This is a genomic window from Pseudorhodoplanes sp. (genome assembly GCF_059499825.1).
This window is the reverse complement of the sequence record NZ_JCABZI010000009.1, coordinates 64,746-83,720: the sequence shown is the minus strand read 5'-3', so window position 1 is coordinate 83,720 and position 18,975 is coordinate 64,746. Positions and strand designations below refer to the sequence as shown.

The window sequence follows — 18,975 nt, the reverse complement described above, 5'->3', positions numbered from 1 at the left end:
TTTTGCACCGGTTGGTTCCGTCAAAAATTAGAACCGGCCCGGACCGACCTGCAATTGGCGCTGATTTTATTGGTCTTTTCGCCCGCCCGTCCCGGCTGTCCCGTCACGGGACAGCCCCTGTGTCACACCGTCTCGGCTTCCTTGCGCCGCTCTTCCCGCTTGCGATCGTTCGGATCCAGCAGCTTCTTGCGCAGCCGGATGGACTTCGGCGTGACCTCGACCAGTTCGTCGTCCTGGATGTAGGCGAGCGCACGCTCCAGGGTCATGCGGATCGGTGGCGTCAGGCGTACCGCCTCGTCCTTCGAGGTGGTGCGGATGTTGGTGAGCTGCTTGCCCTTCAGCACGTTGATTTCGAGATCGTTGTCGCGGGTATGTTCGCCCACGATCATGCCGCGATACACCTTCCAGCCCGGCTCGATCATCATCGGACCGCGGTCTTCCAGTTTCCACATCGCGTAGGCGACGGCCTCGCCCTGTTCGTTGGAGATCAGCACGCCGTTGCGGCGGCCGGCGATGTCGCCCTTGAACGCGGCATAGTCGTGGAACAGCCGGTTCATGATGGCGGTGCCGCGGGTGTCGGTGAGCAATTCGCCCTGATATCCGATCAGGCCGCGGGTGGGTGCGTAGAACACCAGACGGATGCGGCCGCCGCCGGACGGCTTCATCTCGATCATGTCGGCCTTGCGCTCCGACATCTTCTGCACGACCACGCCGGAATGCTCTTCATCGACGTCGATCACGACTTCTTCGATCGGCTCTTCGAGTTCGCCCGCCTCGTTGCGGCGGATCAGCACCTTCGGCCGCGACACCGACAGTTCGAAGCCTTCGCGGCGCATGGTCTCGATCAGGATGCCGAGCTGCAATTCGCCGCGGCCGGCGACTTCCATCGCATCCTTGTCGTCGGACTCTGACACTCGCAGCGCGACATTGCCTTCGGCTTCGCGCAGCAGGCGGTCGCGGATCATGCGGCTCGTCACCTTGGAGCCTTCGGTGCCGGCCAGCGGGGAATCGTTGACGCGGAACGTCATCGCCAGCGTCGGCGGATCGATCGGCTGCGCCGGCAGCGGCTCCATCACCTCCGGTGCGCAGATGGTATGCGCCACCGTGGCTTCCGGCAGTCCCGCGATCGACACGATGTCGCCGGCAACGGCCTCGTCCAGCGCCACGCGCTCAAGCCCGCGGAAGGCCAGCACCTTGGAGATGCGGCCCTGCTCGACGACATTGCCGTTCGCGTCCAGCACCTTGGCCGGCTGGTTCGGCTTCACCGAGCCGGAGAAGATGCGGCCGGTGACGACGCGTCCGAGATAAGGATTGGATTCCAGGATGGTGCCGAGCAGGCGGAACGGACCGTCCTCGACCGTCGGCGGCGGCACATGCCGCAGCACGAGATCGAACAGCGGCTTCATGCCATTCTCTTGAGAGCCTTCGAGGCTGTCGGCCATCCAGCCGAGTTTGGCCGAACCATACAGGATCGGGAAGTCGAGTTGCTCGTCGGTGGCATCGAGCGCTGCGAACAGATCGAAGACCTCGTTCGCCACTTCGGTCGCGCGTGCGTCTGGACGGTCGACCTTGTTGATGACCACGATCGGCTTCAGGCCGAGCTTGAGCGCCTTGGCGACCACGAACTTGGTCTGCGGCAGCGGGCCTTCGGCGGCATCGACCAGCACCAGGGCGCCGTCGACCATGTGCAGGATGCGTTCGACCTCGCCGCCGAAATCGGCGTGGCCCGGCGTATCGACGATATTGATGCGGGTGTCGTTCCAGAGGATCGAGGTCGCCTTGGCGAGAATGGTGATGCCGCGCTCGCGTTCCAGATCGTTGGAATCCATCGCGCGTTCGGTAACGCGCTGGTTCTCGCGGAAGGTTCCGGATTGCTGCAGCAGGCGATCGACCAGGGTGGTTTTGCCATGGTCGACATGCGCGATGATCGCGACGTTGCGGAGATTCATATGTTGGGTCCGGAAACAAAGCGCGGGCCGGAGGAGGGGTTCTTGTGAAGCTCCCGGGCCCGCTTATTGCGGCGCAATATAGTCAGGAAAGCCGCGGAAGCAACCGAGGTCTCGTCCTCTGCGATCTTCCTTTTCCCTCCCCCGCGAAGCGGCGGGGAGGGTCGATCGACTGAGCGAAGCGAAGGAGATCGGGGTGGGGGGCCTTTATCGTCTTCCGAATTTGGCCGCTGCTGGTGCTTCTCCCCCCACCCGGCTCGCGCTTTGCGCTCGCCACCCTCCCCACCATTTCGCTTCGCTCATGGGGGGAGGGAAAGGACAACGGCTTCGCCGGCCCTGTTGTTTGGCCGGCGCGGGCACGCCGTAGACGGGGGAGAAATGTGAGGGGAATGATGCGCCGAAAGACGCAGGGCATTCCTGATAAGCCGGATTCTGGCGAATCCGGCCGCCTTACGGCGCACCACTGGCGACGTTTTCCTTCGGCATGGGGCCGCGCTTTGCCTCCATGCGCCTTGATCTGCGCATGGCGTCAGCCGGCTCCCGGCAGGGGTCCCTAGTGACCCCGGGCGGTGCCCCCATGCAGCCCGAGTGCCGTGGCGACGAACCACGGCCCGCAGGCGCCGCACCCCGCTCCATCAACAGACGTCACCGGTTGACGCCCCTCATGAGCGAGGTGACGGCTATATATGCTTTTATTCCTAAAGTGTCAACCATCGACCGCGGCGGGCCATTACGTCTTCATCAACATTGCACGGCGTTCGCCAATGGCGCGGCGCGCCTGGTCGGCGGCGAGCGTCACGGCGGATGAGCGGTTGTGCTGGATTTCGCCCGATTCGATCTGGCGGATTGCGCGTTCGACGATGTCGTCGATCTCGATGCACATCAGATCGAGTTCTTCGGCGGCGGCACTCCGCGCGCGCTTGATGACCGCGATCAGGGCTTCGAGATCGTTGCGCCGTTCGTATTTCGACGGCGTGCTGCGGGCGTAGCTGACGAGCCACGCCGCGCCCGAGCCGAAGAACGACACCAGCATCAAACCCCAATACAGCGCTTCGCTGTAACGCTCGAAGAAGCCCTTTTGCTCGCCTTCGAGATAGGCGAGAGCGCCCGGATGCACCGCGAGCGTCGCCGCCTTGTCGGTGTCGGGGCTTTCCAGCTTGGTGAAGGCGGGGAAATCGGCGCCCTGGGCCTGCTTGGCGTTGAACAGCCACTTGGTGAAGTTTCCGGCGACCTGATCGTCCAGCGAGCGGCGGGCGACGATGTAATGCGACACGCCGATGGTCTCGACCGCTTCCGCCGGACGTGAACCGCCGAACGCGCCGGCCGGAATTTCGGTCGCTTCATAGACCGGGTTCTGCTGCTCGATGGCCTCGGACGAGCCGATTTCGAGAAATACCGGCGGCTCCTTGCCACGGGTGAGGGCGGTGACGGCTTCTGCGGTAATCTTGCTGCCAACCGGCCCGACCGCCAGCAGCGCGTCGAACTTCGCCGCCTTCAATTGCGTGGTGAGATCCTCGGTGCTGAATTGCACCGTGGTGATCTTGTCGGCCGGCACGCCGTATTGCCCGAGGATGGTGTTGAGCAGCGCGATATTGGCGCGCGAGCGCCCGACCACGGCGATGGTCTTGCCGTAGAGGTCCTCGATCTTCTCGATCGGCTTTGCTTTGACCGGCTCCTCGGCCGGTTTCTGCGTCTTCGCTTTGGCGGCCTTGGCCGCCTTGGCGGTGCTGGCGGTTTGCTTGGCAGCGCTCTTGCCGGGCGCGGCTTTGGCCTCCGCGGATGCGGCAGCAGTTTCCGGCGCGGGTACGATCAGCACCGCGACGTTGTGGCGATGAACGGCGATCACCTGGCCGGACTTCGGCATGGCCACGTCGCGGCGGACCACAGCAAGGTCGGCGGCCCCGGTATCAAGCGCTTCGGCACTGTTCTGAGGACCGTCCTGCCAGCGCACGTTCAGGCGGACCTGCGCGCGTTCGCGTGCCAGATATTGCGCGAGCATTTGAACCAGCCGGGCATCGTCGCTCTGACGCGGACCGACCGCGATCTTCAGCGTGACCGGCTTCGACTGGATATACGAGACGACGACGGCGATACCGGTCACCGCCAGGATCAGTCCGATTGCGATCAGCAACGGATGGCGGAGCATGCGCCGCAACCGCTCACCCACGGAGAGGGGCTCCAGCGTGGGCTGGGCCGGGGAGATGCTGCGATTGGCAACGTTCATGGGCGGGCGCGTGGCCCTTCGATTACCGGATGGAACTTCAATACCGGATCAATTGTGACTTTATCATGCTTCCGAAAACTTGGTCAGACCGGCGGCGACGCGCCTGGGCCGGGCGCAGCGCCCGCCGGGCGGCTCCACGGACCGGTTTTTGGTCCGGTAGGCCCGGTCGGTCCGCCGCCCGGTCCACGCCGGCCGCCGAGCCGGAAGCCTTCCGGCATCGCCTGGCTGACCATCATCAATTCGCCGATGGTTTCGGTGGTGATCAGGCCGACCAGACGCCCGTCCGGTTCGATGACGGCGACGGCGGGCGCCGAGCGTTCCTGCAGCAGCTTCACTGCCTCATCAAGCGGACGGCGGCGGTCGATGGTGAGGATGTCGGTGGTCATGGCTTCGCTCACGCGCGCGTCCGGGCCAAGCTCCTTCAAGGCGCGGATGATGTCGTTGCGCGCCAGCAGGCCGATCGGCTTTGACTCGAAATCCACCACAGGGAATTCGCTCTGGCTCGTTTGCAGCAGCACCTGCACCGCGTCCTCGATCGGCGCGTCGGGCTTCAGGGTGGCGATCTTGGTCATCGTCGCCGACACCACCGGCACGCCGCGCGACACCGCGCGCAGCGCCACCATATGCGCTTCCGAGGAGGCCGCGAGATAGACGAAGATCGCGATGAAGATCAGGATCGGATTGTAGAACAGGCCGATGAAGCCGAGCAGGAACGCGGCGCCCTGGCCGATGGTGGCGGCGATTTCGGTTGCGCGCACGAAGCCGAGCCGGGCGCTCAATGCGGCACGCAGGACGCGTCCACCATCCATCGGGAAGGCCGGGATCAGATTGAAGATGGCGAGGAACAGGTTCACCGCGGCGAGCTTGTCGACCATCGGCACCGTGGTGTTGTCGAGGGCTGCGACCGCGGCATTGGAGGAGACATCGGCACCGCCGATGGTGAGCAGGAGGCCGGCGATCACGACATTCACCAGCGGGCCGGCAATGGCGATCAGGAATTCCTCGGAGGGCTTTTCCGGAATGCGCTCCAGCCGCGCGACGCCGCCGATCGGCAGCAGCACCACGTCCGGCGTCACCACGCCGAAGATGCGCGCCGTGAAGATATGGCCGAATTCATGGGCCAGCACGCAGAGAAACACGAGCAGGATGAAGATCACGCTGGTCCATGCGGCGCTGGAGCCGCCCGAGGCATACGAGGCGCCGAATATCCAGACCAGGAACAGCAGGAACGTGATGTGGATGCGGACCGCCGTACCCGCAATCGATCCGATGGTGATGGACCAGCCCATGAATGCCCTCGCGCGCCCCCGCAAAGCTTCGATGCGGTCACGAAGGAAGCTAATATCGAACCGGGCCCTTTAGAAGGGTGTTGGTTTCTCCGCTCATGCCCGCGAAGGCGGGCATCCAGCATTTATGCGCTGGGTCGCCGCTTTCGCGGGGACGAACGGTTCAGGCAGGAGTGCGGAAAATGACTGACAAACTCACCGGCGACGCCCGCAAGGCCGCGCTCGCCAAAATCCCCGGGTGGACCGAGCTGATGGAGCGCGACGCGATCTTCCGCAAATTCGTGTTCAAGGATTTCAACGAAGCCTTCGGCTTCATGACGCGCGCGGCGCTGATCGCGGAAAAGCACGATCATCATCCGGAATGGTTCAATGTCTACAAGACGGTGGAGGTGACTCTGTCGACGCACGACGCCGGCGGGCTGACTGACAAGGATATCGCGCTGGCGCAGGCGATGGACAAGCTGGCGGGGTAGTTTTTTTTCTTTCCTCTCCCCGCTTGCGGGGAGAGGTCGACCGTCGCAGACAAGTTTACGCAGTCTGCGCAAGCTTGACTGCGCGCGGAGCGAATAAGGTCGGGTGAGGGGGAGTTTCCACACTCCGCGCGCTGCCGAGACTCCCCCTCACCCGGCTCGCATCTTCGATGCTCGCCACCCTCTCCCCGCAAGCGGGGAGAGGGAAGGAAAGGTCAGCTATACATCACCTGCACGTTGGTGTTCTCGAACAGGCCTTCCTCGCCGAATTCGACGCCGATGCCGGAGCCCTTGACGCCGCCGAAGGGTGCGTTCGGCTGGATCGCGCCGTGCTTGTTGATCCACACCGTGCCGCATTGAAGCTGCGCGCCGAGTTCGCGGGCCTTGTCGATATTCTTCGACCACACCGAACCGCCGAGGCCGTTCGGATTGTCGTTGGCGCGCACGATCGCTTCATTCACGTCGGAATAGCGGATGATAGGCAACGCCGGACCGAACTGCTCCTCGTCGACCAGCGGATTGCCGTTATCGAGGCCGCCGATCAGCGTGACCGGATAGAACAGGCTGCCCTCTTGCGGCTCGCCGCCCATCAGCACCTCGCCGCCGGCCTTCTTCGCCGCTTCGACCAGGCGCGCGACCTTGTCGTATTGCATGCGGTTCTGCACCGGGCCGAGCTGGGAATCGTCCTTCAGGCCGTCGCCCATCGGGATCGACTTCGCGAACGCCACCAGCTCCTTGCAGACCTCGTCATAGACGTCGTCATGCACATAGAGCCGCTTCAGCGCGGCGCAGGTCTGGCCGTTATTGATGAAGCCGCCCCAGAACAGACCCGGCGCGATCTGTTTCGGATCGACATCCGGCAGCACGATGCCGGCATCGTTGCCGCCGAGTTCGAGGGTGAGACGCTTCAGCGTATTCGCCGCACTCGACATCACCTTCTTGCCGGTCGAAGCCGAGCCGGTGAACACGATCTTGCCGATGCCGTCATGCGACGACATCGCAGCGCCGATGGTGTCCTCGCCGGCGATGCCGTTGACGACGCCCGCTGGCAGTACCTCGTTCATCAGCTCGATCAGGCGCAGCGTTGACAGCGGCGTAAACGGCGAGGGCTTGTTCACCACCGTATTGCCGGCGCGGATCGCCGGGATGATGTGCCAGATCGCGATCAGCACCGGCCAGTTCCACGGCGTGATCGAGCCGACGACGCCGATCGGGCGGCGATGCAATTCGATGCGGCCCTCGTTGTTGTCCTGGATCACCTTCACCGGGATATCGAGATCGGCGGTGTAATGCGCCCAGGCGCCGGCGCCGCCCATCTCGAAGCGCGAGCCGAGCCCATTCAGTGGCTTGCCCTGTTCGAGCGTGATCAGGCGCGCGATTTCTTCCGAATGATCGGCGAGCTTCTGCGCCACCGCGTGGCATAGCTTCTTGCGCTCGTCCTGCGAGGTCTTCGACCACGACGCGAAAGCGGTCTGCGCGGCGTCGACGGCCTGGTCGAGCTGTTCGGATGTCGCCTTCGGCGCAAGGCCGACGACTTCGCCGGTCGAGGGATTGCGGACCTCGAAGTGATCCCTTGTGGGGACGGACTTGCCGCCGATGGTGAGATTGTACGTTTCCTGCACGTGGTCGTTCCTCGCTTGTTATTCCGCCGCGAAATGGAAGATGGTCGCGCCCTTGGGCGAATAATTCGGCACGTCGGCCCCGACTTTCTTGCCCAGGTCGGACTGCATGGCCTGTCCCATCGCATCGGGCGACTCGAACCAGGCCTGGAAGATGCAGAACGGCACGTGGTCGGCGGGACCGATCGCCGCAGGATACGCGTAGTGGCAGGATTTCAGGCCCGGCAGTTGCTTGGCAAGCGGGATGTGGGTCTCTTTATAGTATTTCTTGAAATGCGCTTCGTCGTCGGGACGCGGATAGATGACGGTCAGGCAGTGCATGGCGTTTCCTCGGCATGATGCTTCGTTGATTGGCGGTACCTCGCGCCGTCATCCTGAGGTGCGAGCGTAAGCGAGCCTCGAAGGATGATCGGCCGAGATACTGCCACCTCGGCCGTCGCCCTTCGAGGCTTGCGCTTCGCGCAAGCGCCTCAGGGTGACGGCGAAAGGTTGTCGCAGGTCGAGCGGGTTTCGACCAGTCGTATCACGCGGCCGCGATTGCGGCCTGCGGCGAGGATACACGATTGAGCCAGGCGTGGATGCGCTCCGGTGACGCAATGTGGTCCCACTGGCGTTCGGGATAATTGAAGTTCTCTGTGAACTCGTCGGCGAGCGTCTTGTTCTGGCTCATCGTCCCAATCAGCGCGCCCATCGCCTCCGACGGCGGCGCCAGCATGATGTTGGTCCAGCGCGAGGCCGCGAGCACGCGATCCTGCCGCTTCATGTCGACCTTTTCGCAGAACCGCGCGTCGAGCGCGTCGGCGGCGACGATCTCTTCGCCCAGCACGAAGGCGGCGTAGGAGGCCATGTTGGCGCCCTGGCCCATCATGGGATCGACCACGGAATGCAGGTCGCCCAATGCGATCGCGCATTTGCCGCCGTCGAATTGCACCATGGTGTTGCGCACAGTGGGCACGACCCCGCCCTGCAGGATGTCCTGCGGCTGGGCAAGATCGAAGGTCGAGGTGTCGATCCGGTCATAGGTGGTCGGATGATGCTTTTCGAGCTTGCCGAGCAGCACCTTGAGGAAGCGCTTGCGGTCCTGCTCGTAGTTCAACGTCGCCAGCTCTTCCATGTCGCCGCCCGGTACGTTCTCCATCAGCAGCGCATTGGCGATGCCGTCGAAGGTCACGGTCGGGATCACGATCATCTCGCCGTGGCCGGGCGAGACCGAGAGCGTGACATTCATCGGGTCGGGCTGGCGCACGCCCTTGTAGAGGCCGACGCAGAGCCGGCGCTGCGGCTGCGTATAGGGCGAGTGTTCGGGGCGATAGGAAAACAGATCGCCCAGCGCGCCCTTGCCGGTGGAGACGACGAGAAGATCGAAGCGGTTCACCAGCGCAGGGATGTCGTCTTCCTCGATCTTGCGGATCTCGATCTTGCCGCCGCGCCGCGCGAAGTCGTTCATCAGCGTCGGCAGATAGATGCGGTAATCGACGGCGCGGCTCGGATTCTTGAAGTCGCCGCGGAAGCGCAGCGGCTGCGGGAAATTGAAGACGTGGTCGTGGTAGTAATAGAACAGCTTGGGATCGTCCCAGTGATGAATCCCAAGCTCGTGCTCGCGCGCGATCGTCACCGAATGATGCGCGACGGTGTTGAGCAGGCGCGAGTGGCGATAGTCGTCCGCCGCGCGGTCGGTGATGATGGTGGCGTCCACACCGTGCTTCTGCAGGTACAGCGCGAGATGCAAGCCGCCGATGCCGGCGCCGACGATTCCGATCGATCGCTTCAAGTGACCCTCCCGATTTTCAGATTTCTTGCTTGTTGCGGCGAAGCTTAGGGCAGCGCCGGGGCTTCCGTATAGGGAATGAACAGAATAAGATTTATTCCGAACGGGAATTATTCGGATGGACCGGATCGACTGTCTGAGGGCGTTCGTGCGGGCGATGGAGGGCGGCAGCTTCTCCGCCGCCGCGAAGGAACTCGGGCTCGGCCAGCCCGCCGTCAGCAAGCGCATCGCCCTCCTGGAAGAGGAGTTTGGTTCGCAGTTGTTCATGCGCACCACCCGCAAGCTGACGCCGACGCGCGAGGCGCACCGGGTCTATGACCTGGCGCGGCAGGTGCTCGGCACCTTCGAGGCGGCGCGGGCGAGCATTCGTGAGGCGCCGGCGCGCCCCTCGGGCACGTTGCGGATCAGCGTGCCGTCATCCTTCGGACGGCACTACCTGATGCCGATCGTGCGCGATTATGCGCGCGACTATCCCGACGTGAAGCTCGATCTTCGTTTCGACGAGCGCACCATCAATCTGGTCGAGGAGGGGATGGAGTTGGCGCTGCGGATCGGCCAGCTCGAGTCGAGTTCGCTGATGGCGCGCCGCATCGGCACGGTGCGGCGTTTTCTGGTGGCGACGCCCGCTTATCTGCGCGAGCGCGGGACGCCGCGCAATCCGGACGATCTGAGGGAGCATCACTGCATCGCCTATGCGCGGATGGCGCCGGCCAATCAGTGGACATTCGAATCCGACGATGGCCGGCATGTGGTGAGCGTGTCCGGCGCGGTGATGGTCGACGATGCCGATGCCATGCGGGAGGCCGTGCTGCAGCATCTCGGCATCGCCATCGTGCCGGCCTGGTGTGCATCGGAGAGCTTGCGCAACGGCCAGATGAAGACGCTGCTGCCGGATTATGGCGTCTCGTCGCTGCCGCTGCATGTGGTCTATCCGGAGACGCACTGGATGTCGGCGCGGGCGCGCAGCTTTCTCGATTTCATCGTCGCCCGGGCCGAGCGGTTCAATGCGTGAGCCTCTTTCGCTCCAGCTTGACCCTTTCCACCACTCGCTTCGCTCGCGGGGGAGCGGAGCCGAACGGCTTGCTCCGGCGCTCGCCAGACACCACATGACTGCCGAAACATTCCTGGGAGCCCGCGCCATGGCCCGCACCCGCAATGTCGACGACTTCCTGAAGGCCGCCGCCGACGAGCGGACGGTTCGCGACGGATTCTGGCCGAAAGTCACGCGCCTGGCGGGCAAGCTGCCCTTCGCCGAGGATCTGCTGGCCGCCTATTACTGCGCCTTCGATCGCAACACGCCGCACCAGGTCCGGATCATCCTGCTGGGCGCGCTGGCCTATTTCGTGATGCCGGTCGACGTGGTGCCGGATTTCCTGCCGCTGTTCGGCTTCGCCGACGATGCGGCCCTGCTCGCCGCCGCCATCAAAACGGTGGCCGACGCGATCCAGCCGGAGCACCGCGAAGCCGCGAAGCGGAAGCTGGCGGATTGACCGGCCAACTCCGTCACCCTGAGGTGCCCGCGCGCAGCGCGGGCCTCGAAGGGCGACGGCCCGATCGGTGGCCGTGCATCCTTCGAGGCTCGCCGCTACGCGGCTCGCACCTCAGGATGACGGGGCAAGAGCGGCCGGAAATCCACACGAAGCCGTGATCTGCGCGGACCGTCCCGAGGCTTTGAACCTCCCCGGAGGCCGGCGCGACTGATGTGCAGGATGCGATGATCGTATCCCTCACACAGGAGAGACCCCCATGTTCCGCAAGACCATCCTCGGCCTCGCCGCTGGTGCCGCCCTCGTCACCGCCGCTCTGGCCCCGACCGCTGCTTCCGCCGGTTATTACGGTGGCTATGGCTACAAGTCGTATCACTACGCTCCGTCCTACAGCTACTCCTACAAGTGCTACGACTGCGGCTACCGCTCGTATGGCTACAAGTCCTACGGCTACGGCTACCGCTCCTACGGCTACTAATCGCTCCTTGGGTTCACCTGTGTGATCCCGGCGCCGTGACAGGCTGCCAGCCCGGTCTCCGAAAGGGGACCGGGTTTTTTCTTTCCTCTCCGCACTCGCTCTCTTTTCTTCACCTCCCCCTTGCGGGGAAGGTCGACCGCCGAAGCGCAAGCGAAGGCGGTCGGGAGGGGGGTGAGCTACAACGACACGGTCTGCGTTTGCCCCCCTCCCAACCCTCCCCTGCAAGCGGGGAGGGAGCGCACCGAGTACGCGGCGAGTAACGTCACGGCTTCAAGATCGCCTTGCCCATGATCTTGCGCGCGGCGATGTCTTTCAGCGCCTGCGCGGTCTCGCTCAGCGGATAGACCGCATGCACATGCGCGGACAATTTGCCCTCCGCGCACCAGCGCACGATCTCGCTCATGTTGCGGGCTTCGGCGTCCGGGTCGCGCGCGACGAATGCGCCCCAATGCACGCCGACGATATCGCAGCCCTTCAGCAGCACCAGGTTGAGCGGGATTTTCGGGATGTAGCCCGCGGCGAATCCGATCACCAGATAGCGGCCCTCCCACGCCATCGAGCGCAACGCGGGCTCGGCATAGCTGCCGCCGATCGGATCGTAGAGCACGTCGATACCGTTCGCGCCGCCGAGACGCTTCAATTCGGCGCGCAGGTCGCCATCGCCGTAATTCACCGTTTCGTCCGCGCCATGCTTCTTCGCAAACGCGCATTTCTCGTCGGACGAGGCGCAGGCGATCACGCGCGCGCCCATCAATTTGCCGATCTCGATGGCCGCGAGACCCGTGCCGCCGGCGGCGCCGAGCACCGCTAGCGTCTCGCCGGCTTTCAGCTTGGCGCGATCTTTCAGCGCATGGATGGTGGTGCCGTAGGTGACGGACAATCCGGCGGCGCGGTCGAGATCGAGCGTGTCGGGAACCCTGACCAGACGCGCGGCCTTCTGGACGTAGTATTCGCGCGCGGCGCCATAGGCGGCATAGCTCATGACGCGGTCGCCCGGTTTGAAGCCGGTGACGCCTGGGCCGATCGCATGCACGGTCCCCGCAAACTCCGCCGCGGGCGAGAACGGGAAGTCCGGCTTGATCTGATATTTTCCGGCGATCAGCAGCGTGTCGAAGAAATTGAGCGCGGCGGCGGCGACCTTCACCACCACCTCGCCGTCACCCGGCTCCGGCATCGGCAGATCGCGCAATTCGAGATCGTCGGCACTGCCGTAGCGGCTGCAGAGAATGGCTTTCATGTCCGGACTTCCGTGTGGAGACTGCGACGAATGTGCACAGCGGGCATGGATGCTGCCCGATGGTCATCACATCGCCGGTTTTCACTTATTATTGCAAATCCTCGTTTGTGCTAACCTGCTGTCGGCCATTCCGAATCTGTCTGGATCTCGAAGATGCGCAAAAAATTCGTCCTGTTTTTCAGCGTGCTAGGCGCGGTCGCGCTGTTGTCGGCTCATGCGGCGACCGATTCGGCGCGGGCGCAATCGGCGGCGCAGTTGCTGGGAGAATTCGGCGACTGGGGCGCGTATACGGCGACCCCGGGCGGCAAGAAGGTCTGTTTCGCCCTGGCCAAGCCGGCGGCCTCGGAGACCAATCCGCCGAATCGCCCGCGCGATCAGGCCTGGCTGTTCGTCTCCACCCGGCCGTCGGAAAAGGTGCGGGAGGAGGTCTCGGTCATTTTCGGCTATCCGCTGAAGGCCAATTCCGACGCCACCATCGAGATCGGCTCCACCAATTTCGCCATGTACACGCAGAATGACGGGGCGTGGGTGAAGAACGCCGCCGAGGAGGCGCGTCTGGTCGATGCGATGCGCAAGGGCGCCGACGTCACGGTTCGCGGTGAATCCGGCCGTGGCACCAAGACGATCGATAAGTTCTCGCTCAAGGGCGTGGCCCAGGCGCTCGACCGCGCTGCGTCGGAGTGCCGGTAGTTTCCCGAGCTTAAGCAAGGTCGCGGGGACGACCATGATTCGGCAAATCGCGGCCGCTCCCCTATATACCGGCCCATGACCGCCGCCACCGCCAGTGCTCCGCTCGAAAAGACCGCGCTCGAGGTCTATGTCGCGCCCGACAAGCCATCGCTGATCGGCGCCTCGCGCGCGCAACTCGCCGACATGCTCGGCGGGATCGGTGTCGGCGAGCGCGAGCGCAAGATGCGCGCGCAACAGATCTGGCATTGGCTTTATGTGCGCGGCGCGCAGGATTTCACGCCGATGTCGAGCATCTCGAAGGAGGTGCGCGGCGCGCTGGAGCAGCATTTCACGCTGGAGCGGCCGGAGGTCGTGACCGAGCAGGTGTCCGCCGACGGCACCCGCAAGTGGCTGTTGAAACTCGCGGGGGAAACGCCCGGCGAGCGGCCGCATCTGGTCGAGACCGTCTACATCCCGGAAAGCGATCGCGGCACGCTGTGCGTCTCGAGCCAGGTCGGTTGCACGCTGACCTGCTCGTTCTGCCACACCGGCACGCAGCGGCTGGTGCGCAATCTCACCGCCGGCGAGATCGTCGGCCAGATCATGGTCGCGCGCGATCGGCTCGGCGATTTTCTCGGGCACACACGCGCCACCGGGCCGGGCCTGCCGACCGAAGGCGAGCGCTGTGTCTCCAACATCGTGATGATGGGGATGGGCGAGCCGCTCTACAATTTCGAGGCGGTGCGCGACGCGCTGCATGTGGCGTCGGACGGGGACGGGCTGTCGCTGTCGAAGCGTCGGATCACGCTGTCGACGTCGGGGGTGATCCCGAATATCGCGCGCACCGGCGCCGAAATCGGCTGCATGCTGGCGATCTCGCTGCATGCGGTGCGTGATGATCTGCGTGATGAACTGGTGCCGCTCAACCGCAAATATCCGATCAAGGACTTGCTGCAGGCGTGCCGTGATTATCCCGGCGTATCGAATTCGCGCCGCATCACCTTCGAATATGTGATGCTGAAGGGCGTCAATGACTCGCTGTCCGAGGCGAAGGAACTGGTGCGACTGCTGAAGGGCATTCCGGCAAAGATCAATCTGATCCCGTTCAATCCCTGGCCCGGCTCGCGCTACGAATGCTCCGACTGGGAGCAGATCGAGAAATTCTCCGAGGTGGTGTTCAATGCCGGCTATGCCTCGCCGGTGCGCACCCCGCGCGGGCGGGATATCTTCGCCGCCTGCGGCCAGCTCAAGAGCGAGACCGAGAAGCTCTCGGCGCGCGAGCGGATGGCGCTGCGCGCCATGGCGATGACGGATTAGGATTTGTTGCACCCTAACCCTCCCCTTGTGGGGAGGGTCGCCTGCGAGCGAGGCAGGCGGGGTGGGGGCCTTGTTGCGACGAAGCCACCTGCGCGCCGACCCGATGCCCCACCCCGATCTTCTTCACTTCGTTCAGTCGATCGACTCTCCCCACAAGGGGGAGGGTAAAGGGCGGCGAGTCGCGCCCGTGCAGTTCCTTTGCAGGCGATCAGGGAGGGAGTCGACAGATCGGCACCTGCGGCCCTAAACAGGGCGACGGCGATTCCTGGGGCCCCGCATGTTCATCACCCGATTCTTCGTCATCCTGTTTTCGCTGTTGTTTGCGCTGCTGGCCGCCAGCATCGCGCTGGCCATCGGCATCATGGCGCCGGAACTCGTGACCATGAGTTCCGACCCGATCGAGAAATTCGCATTCTTCGCGATCGCCTTCTTCTCGACCAGCTTCGTCGGCGCCACCGCCTTCATACCGGCGGTGATCCTGATCGCCATCGCAGAGACCTTCGATATCCGCTCGATCTTCTATTACGCGATCGGCGGCGGGCTGATCGCGGCGGTGATCTGGTACATGTCGGATATCTCGCTGCAGCTCGAGAACACCACCGACCTCTCGCCGATCACCTATGGGCTGCAACTCGTGACGGCGGCGGGCATTGTCGGCGGCTTCGTCTATTGGCTGCTGGCGGGGCGAAAGGCCGGGCGCTGGAAGGATCCGTTTGCGGCGACCTAGCCGCAGTGGACACGCTGCTCGCGATCAAGCTTGCATACACCGCCTTCATGGCGGTGCTGGTCCCGGTCTATCTGTATCGTTACGGCTGGACCAACTTTCTCTATTTCTGCGATCTCGCGCTGCTGCTGACGCTGGCGGGCCTGTGGCTCGACGATCCGCTGCCGATTTCGATGAGCGCGGTCGGCATCCTGTTGCCGCAGACGCTGTGGGTAGCCGATTACATTCTCAATCTGTTCGGGCTGCGCACCACCGGGCTGACAAATTACATGTTCGAAAGCCATCGCTCGCGATTCCTGCGCGGGCTGTCGCTGTTTCACGGCTGGCTGCCGTTCCTGCTGCTCTATCTCGTCTGGGAGATGGGCTACGACAGCCGCGCATTCGTGGCGTGGACGGCGCTATCCTGCGTGGTGCTGCCGGTCTGCTATTTTCTGATGCCGAAGGCGCAGCCCGATCCCGGCATGACACCGGTCAACATCAATCTTGTCTGGGGCTTCGACGATCGCAAACCGCAGACCTGGATGTCGCCGAATGCGTGGTTCGCGCTTTTGTTTTTCGGGCTGCCGGTCGCGATCTATTGGCCGACGCATCTCTTGCTGCAGTATCTGTTCAGGCCGGTGGGGTGATGCGCGGTTGCCGCGAATTTGCGGCGCTTGTTGTTGTGCCCTCTCCCCTTGAGGGAGAGGGCTACTCGGAAGGTCCACGCGCGATGATGGGTGAGGGGTGAGATCGTTGACCGCGACCCCTCACCCATCACGACTCGCGTGCACGACATCGCAGCCCTCTCCCTCAAGGGGAGAGGGCACAAATGCTCGCGCCGTTTTTGCGGATACGAGTGCAGAGACGGCGGGGCTCAATCCGGCTTGATGCCCGCGTCTTTCGCGACCTTGCCCCACTTGTCGATCTCGCTCTGGATATAGGCTGCGAATTCGTCCGGCGAATTGCCGACCAGGATCGCGCCCTGCGGTGCGAGCTTGTCGCGTACCTCGGCGCTGTTCAGCGCATCGACGGTGGCCTTGTGCAGTTTTGCAATCACCGCCGGCGGCGTCGCGGCGGGCGCCACCATGCCGTACCAGTTCTCGGCTTGTATCTGCGGCAGGCCGACCTCGCCGGTGGTCGGCACGTCCGGCAGCGACGGCACCCGCTGCGTGCTGCCGAGCGCGATCGGCTTCACCTTGCCGGCCTTCACCTGCGGCAGCAGTACCGGGATGTCGAGAAACACCATGTGCACCTGATTGCCGATCACGTCGTTCACGGCCGGTGCCGCGCCCTTGTAGGGCACATGCACGATGTCGATGCCCGCTGCGCTCTTGAACAATTCGCCGGCGAGATGCGGCATCGAGCCCGGACCGGTGGACGCGAAGTTGAGCGACCCCGGCTTGGCTTTCGCGAGCGCCAGCAATTCCTTCATCGAGGTGGCCGGCACATCGGTCGCGACCACAAGCAGTTCCGGCACCTTGGCCACCAACGTGACGGGCTTGAGATCCTTCAGCGTGTCGTAGGGCAATTTCTGCTGCAGGCTTTTCGAGATCGCGAGCGCGCCGGCGCTGGTGATGGCGATGGTGTGGCCGTCCGGTTCCGCCTTGGCCACCGCATCGGTGCCGATGACGCCGCCGGCCCCGCCGCGATTGTCGATCACCACCGGCTGGCCGAGAAGCTCCGACATTTTCGCGCCGACGACGCGCGCGATGATGTCGTTCGGCCCGCCGGCCGGGAACGGGACGATCAGCTTGATCGGCTTCGAGGGGAAATCCTGCGCATGGGCGGGAATGGCAAAGGCAAACAGAACTGCAACGATCCGCAACAACACGCGCATGAAAAATCCTCCCTTACGCGCCTTGGGACCAGCGCTTGCAGGCATCATGCATCGTCAATCAGGTGTTGGCCAGTGCCACCGCCACTTGCACGCGATCACCACAGGACGTGCGGGTCACTTCAGCCGAAGATCTTTTCACCGGCGACCCATGTTTCCGACACCTTCGATTTCATGATCTCGTCCGGCGCGACCTTGAACGGATCCCGTTCCAGAATGACAAGGTCGGCTTCCTTGCCCGGCTCCAGCGATCCGATGCGGTCGCCCTGACCGATCTGCGCCGCTGCGGCCGAGGTCACCGCCTTGAGCGCCTCTTCGACGCTGACGGCCTGATCGGGACCGATGACCGAATTGTCAACGGTGCAGCGCCGGGTGACGGCGGTCTGGACCAGGCGCAGTGAGCCAAGCGGCGAGCACGGAGCGTCGGTGTGCAGCGTGAACGGAATCCCGGCCTTCACGCAGGCTCCGGCAGGATCCATGAATTTCGTGCGCTCCGGTCCGAACAACTGATCGCGATAGGCTGCGCCGTAGAGATAGACGTGGTTCATCAGGAATGTCGGCTGCACGCCGAGCTTCTTCATCCGATCGAGCTGGTCCTGCCGCACCATGGTCGAATGCTCGATCCGGTTCATGCCGGTGGTTGGATTGGCGCCGTAAGCCGCCTCGATGGCATTCAGGGCGTCATCGATGGTGGCATCGCCGTTGCAGTGGATCTGCACCGGCCAGCCCGCCGCCTTGACCGCTGCGACCATGGTCATGAGTTCCGAGGGCGGATAATTCGGCGCACCCTTCTGGTTCGTATTCAGATAGGGGATGGTCTGCGCGCCGGTCTTGGTCTGGTTCGAGCCGTCGCCGACGATCTTGATGCCGAACAGCGAGAAGCGCGAGTTGGGAAACAGCGTCGCCTTGGCGCCACGGCCAAAGGCCTTGTAGGCATCGCCGCCCTGCATCTCGTTATACATCAGGCTCGCGCTTAGTCTCCCGGTGCCGCTGGCCGTCATCTTGACGAGCCCGTCGATCCATTCGGGCTGCACCGTGCCCGGCTCGTGCGTGGTTGTGTTGCCGAGCGCGGCGCTCTTCTTGAAATAGTCGGTCATCGCTTTCGCGAACACGGCCGGTGTAATTTTCGGCAGCGCGTGCGCCACGAATTTCAGCATGGCGCTTTCTTCGTAGACGAGCCCGTTGAACTTGCCGTCGGGCCCGCGTCCGAAATGACCACCACCCGGCAGGACGCCGACATCCTCGGGAATCTGCGCAATCCTGAAGGCCGCCGAGTTGGCGGCTCCGTCATGCATGTTGATGTACCAGATGAAGATCGGGCGATCCTTGGACACGCCATCAAGCTCTGTCATCGACAGGTCGCCGCCCTGCAGCAGGTTGTCGAAGTTATAGGCCGTGAGCCACTGGCCTGGCGGCAGCTTGGCATCGAGCGCCTTCAGGCCGGCGATGAGTTCGGCACGGGTCGGATAGATCGCGTAGCCGACATCGGTCAGCAATTCGGCAAACAGCGCCACGAAGCAGGAATGCTGGTGCGGGTCGACGAACCCCGGCAGCAGGGTGCGCCCGTCGAGATCGATCACCCTGGTGCTGCCGGTCCGCAGTCCGGACAGCTCCGATGCCGTGCCGGCCGCAACGATCTTGCCGCCCCGCAGCGCCAGCGCTTCGACATTCCTGGGGCCTGCCGCCGCCATGGGGATGATCGTGCCGCCCTGGAAGATGATGTCCGCCCCGGCCTGCGCCTGCGCCGCCACCTGTCCGGCGGACAGGCCGAGGCCAGCGATGCCGGCCGCGCCGGCCAGCGTCATGAAGGCGCGTCGCGATGGTCCTTCCGGCAGCGCCGGCGCAACGGCGGACGCCTCCCAGCCAGTGTAAAGGCTGCGATTGGTGAAAAGCTTTCCGACACAAACGTGGCACATGAGGTTTTGTCCGGCTGTTTT

17 protein-coding genes are annotated in these 18,975 nt (G+C 64.1%); 8 read left to right on the top strand and 9 right to left on the bottom strand.

Translation table 11 applies throughout. From position 1 onward, the window contains the following. Nucleotides 1–122 precede the first annotated feature (122 nt). From typA to AC5I5I_RS11825, 3 genes are all read right to left on the bottom strand, one after another. Complete coding sequence (gene typA, locus AC5I5I_RS11835; protein WP_495973172.1) at nt 123–1,949, bottom strand: translational GTPase TypA; 1,827 nt, start codon at nt 1,947–1,949, stop codon at nt 123–125. A gap of 727 nt (nt 1,950–2,676) precedes the next feature. After that, the gene (locus tag AC5I5I_RS11830; RefSeq protein ID WP_495973170.1) at nt 2,677–4,170 is read right to left on the bottom strand and encodes a TAXI family TRAP transporter solute-binding subunit; all 1,494 of its coding nucleotides are present in this window, start codon (nt 4,168–4,170) and stop codon (nt 2,677–2,679) included. Between the two features lie 83 nt (nt 4,171–4,253). Then, nucleotides 4,254–5,459 (bottom strand): site-2 protease family protein, encoded by a 1,206-nt coding sequence (locus tag AC5I5I_RS11825; protein ID WP_495973168.1) that lies wholly within the window; start codon nt 5,457–5,459, stop codon nt 4,254–4,256. 95 nt (nt 5,460–5,554) lie between these two features. On the opposite strand from AC5I5I_RS11825, the gene AC5I5I_RS11820 reads away from it, so the two are divergent. Continuing rightward, nucleotides 5,555–5,929 (top strand): 4a-hydroxytetrahydrobiopterin dehydratase, encoded by a 375-nt coding sequence (locus AC5I5I_RS11820; RefSeq protein ID WP_495764896.1) that lies wholly within the window; start codon nt 5,555–5,557, stop codon nt 5,927–5,929. A gap of 212 nt (nt 5,930–6,141) precedes the next feature. Here AC5I5I_RS11820 and AC5I5I_RS11815 read toward each other — a convergent pair whose 3' ends face one another. The 3 genes from AC5I5I_RS11815 to styA all read right to left on the bottom strand — a co-directional run bounded on the left by AC5I5I_RS11815 (nt 6,142) and on the right by styA (nt 9,316). Further along, on the bottom strand, nt 6,142–7,548 hold the full coding sequence (locus AC5I5I_RS11815; RefSeq protein WP_495973166.1) for an aldehyde dehydrogenase family protein: 1,407 nt from the start codon (nt 7,546–7,548) through the stop codon (nt 6,142–6,144). Nucleotides 7,549–7,566: 18 nt separating this feature from the next. Next, nucleotides 7,567–7,866, bottom strand: coding sequence for an EthD family reductase (locus AC5I5I_RS11810; protein ID WP_495973164.1), 300 nt, complete (start codon nt 7,864–7,866; stop codon nt 7,567–7,569). A 202-nt stretch (nt 7,867–8,068) separates the two neighbouring features. Further along, nucleotides 8,069–9,316, bottom strand: a complete 1,248-nt coding sequence (gene styA, locus AC5I5I_RS11805; RefSeq protein ID WP_495973162.1) for a styrene monooxygenase subunit StyA — start codon at nt 9,314–9,316, stop codon at nt 8,069–8,071. Nucleotides 9,317–9,431: 115 nt separating this feature from the next. Here styA and AC5I5I_RS11800 point away from each other — a divergent pair, with 115 nt between their 5' ends. The 3 genes from AC5I5I_RS11800 (at nt 9,432) to AC5I5I_RS11790 (ending at nt 11,278) form a co-directional block, all read left to right on the top strand. Further along, on the top strand, nt 9,432–10,325 hold the full coding sequence (locus tag AC5I5I_RS11800; RefSeq protein WP_495973160.1) for a LysR family transcriptional regulator: 894 nt from the start codon (nt 9,432–9,434) through the stop codon (nt 10,323–10,325). A gap of 127 nt (nt 10,326–10,452) precedes the next feature. Next, nucleotides 10,453–10,803: a YkvA family protein gene (locus AC5I5I_RS11795; RefSeq protein ID WP_495973876.1), complete on the top strand. Its 351-nt coding sequence runs from the start codon at nt 10,453–10,455 to the stop codon at nt 10,801–10,803. A 256-nt stretch (nt 10,804–11,059) separates the two neighbouring features. Further along, entirely contained in the window at nt 11,060–11,278 is a 219-nt protein-coding gene (locus AC5I5I_RS11790) for a hypothetical protein (RefSeq protein WP_495973158.1), read from the top strand. Between the two features lie 262 nt (nt 11,279–11,540). On the opposite strand, the gene AC5I5I_RS11785 is transcribed toward AC5I5I_RS11790, so the two are convergent. Further along, nucleotides 11,541–12,515 carry an NADPH:quinone oxidoreductase family protein gene (locus AC5I5I_RS11785; protein WP_495973156.1) on the bottom strand — a complete coding sequence of 325 codons (975 nt, stop codon included), beginning with the start codon at nt 12,513–12,515 and terminating at the stop codon, nt 11,541–11,543. Nucleotides 12,516–12,668: 153 nt separating this feature from the next. Here AC5I5I_RS11785 and AC5I5I_RS11780 point away from each other — a divergent pair, with 153 nt between their 5' ends. The 4 genes from AC5I5I_RS11780 (at nt 12,669) to AC5I5I_RS11765 (ending at nt 15,851) form a co-directional block, all read left to right on the top strand. Next, nucleotides 12,669–13,205, top strand: a complete 537-nt coding sequence (locus AC5I5I_RS11780) for an invasion associated locus B family protein (RefSeq protein ID WP_495973154.1) — start codon at nt 12,669–12,671, stop codon at nt 13,203–13,205. A gap of 75 nt (nt 13,206–13,280) precedes the next feature. Next, nucleotides 13,281–14,501, top strand: coding sequence for a dual-specificity RNA methyltransferase RlmN (gene rlmN, locus AC5I5I_RS11775; RefSeq protein WP_495973152.1), 1,221 nt, complete (start codon nt 13,281–13,283; stop codon nt 14,499–14,501). 277 nt (nt 14,502–14,778) lie between these two features. Then, on the top strand, nt 14,779–15,228 hold the full coding sequence (locus AC5I5I_RS11770; protein WP_495973150.1) for a hypothetical protein: 450 nt from the start codon (nt 14,779–14,781) through the stop codon (nt 15,226–15,228). 5 nt (nt 15,229–15,233) lie between these two features. Beyond that, nucleotides 15,234–15,851 (top strand): hypothetical protein, encoded by a 618-nt coding sequence (locus AC5I5I_RS11765; RefSeq protein ID WP_495973148.1) that lies wholly within the window; start codon nt 15,234–15,236, stop codon nt 15,849–15,851. A gap of 227 nt (nt 15,852–16,078) precedes the next feature. Here the strand turns inward: AC5I5I_RS11765 and AC5I5I_RS11760 are convergent, their stop codons facing one another. Both AC5I5I_RS11760 and AC5I5I_RS11755 read right to left on the bottom strand, forming a co-directional pair. Continuing rightward, nucleotides 16,079–17,041 (bottom strand): Bug family tripartite tricarboxylate transporter substrate binding protein, encoded by a 963-nt coding sequence (locus AC5I5I_RS11760; RefSeq protein WP_495973146.1) that lies wholly within the window; start codon nt 17,039–17,041, stop codon nt 16,079–16,081. Between the two features lie 119 nt (nt 17,042–17,160). Beyond that, nucleotides 17,161–18,954 (bottom strand): amidohydrolase, encoded by a 1,794-nt coding sequence (locus tag AC5I5I_RS11755; protein ID WP_495973144.1) that lies wholly within the window; start codon nt 18,952–18,954, stop codon nt 17,161–17,163. Nucleotides 18,955–18,975: the final 21 nt, after the last annotated feature.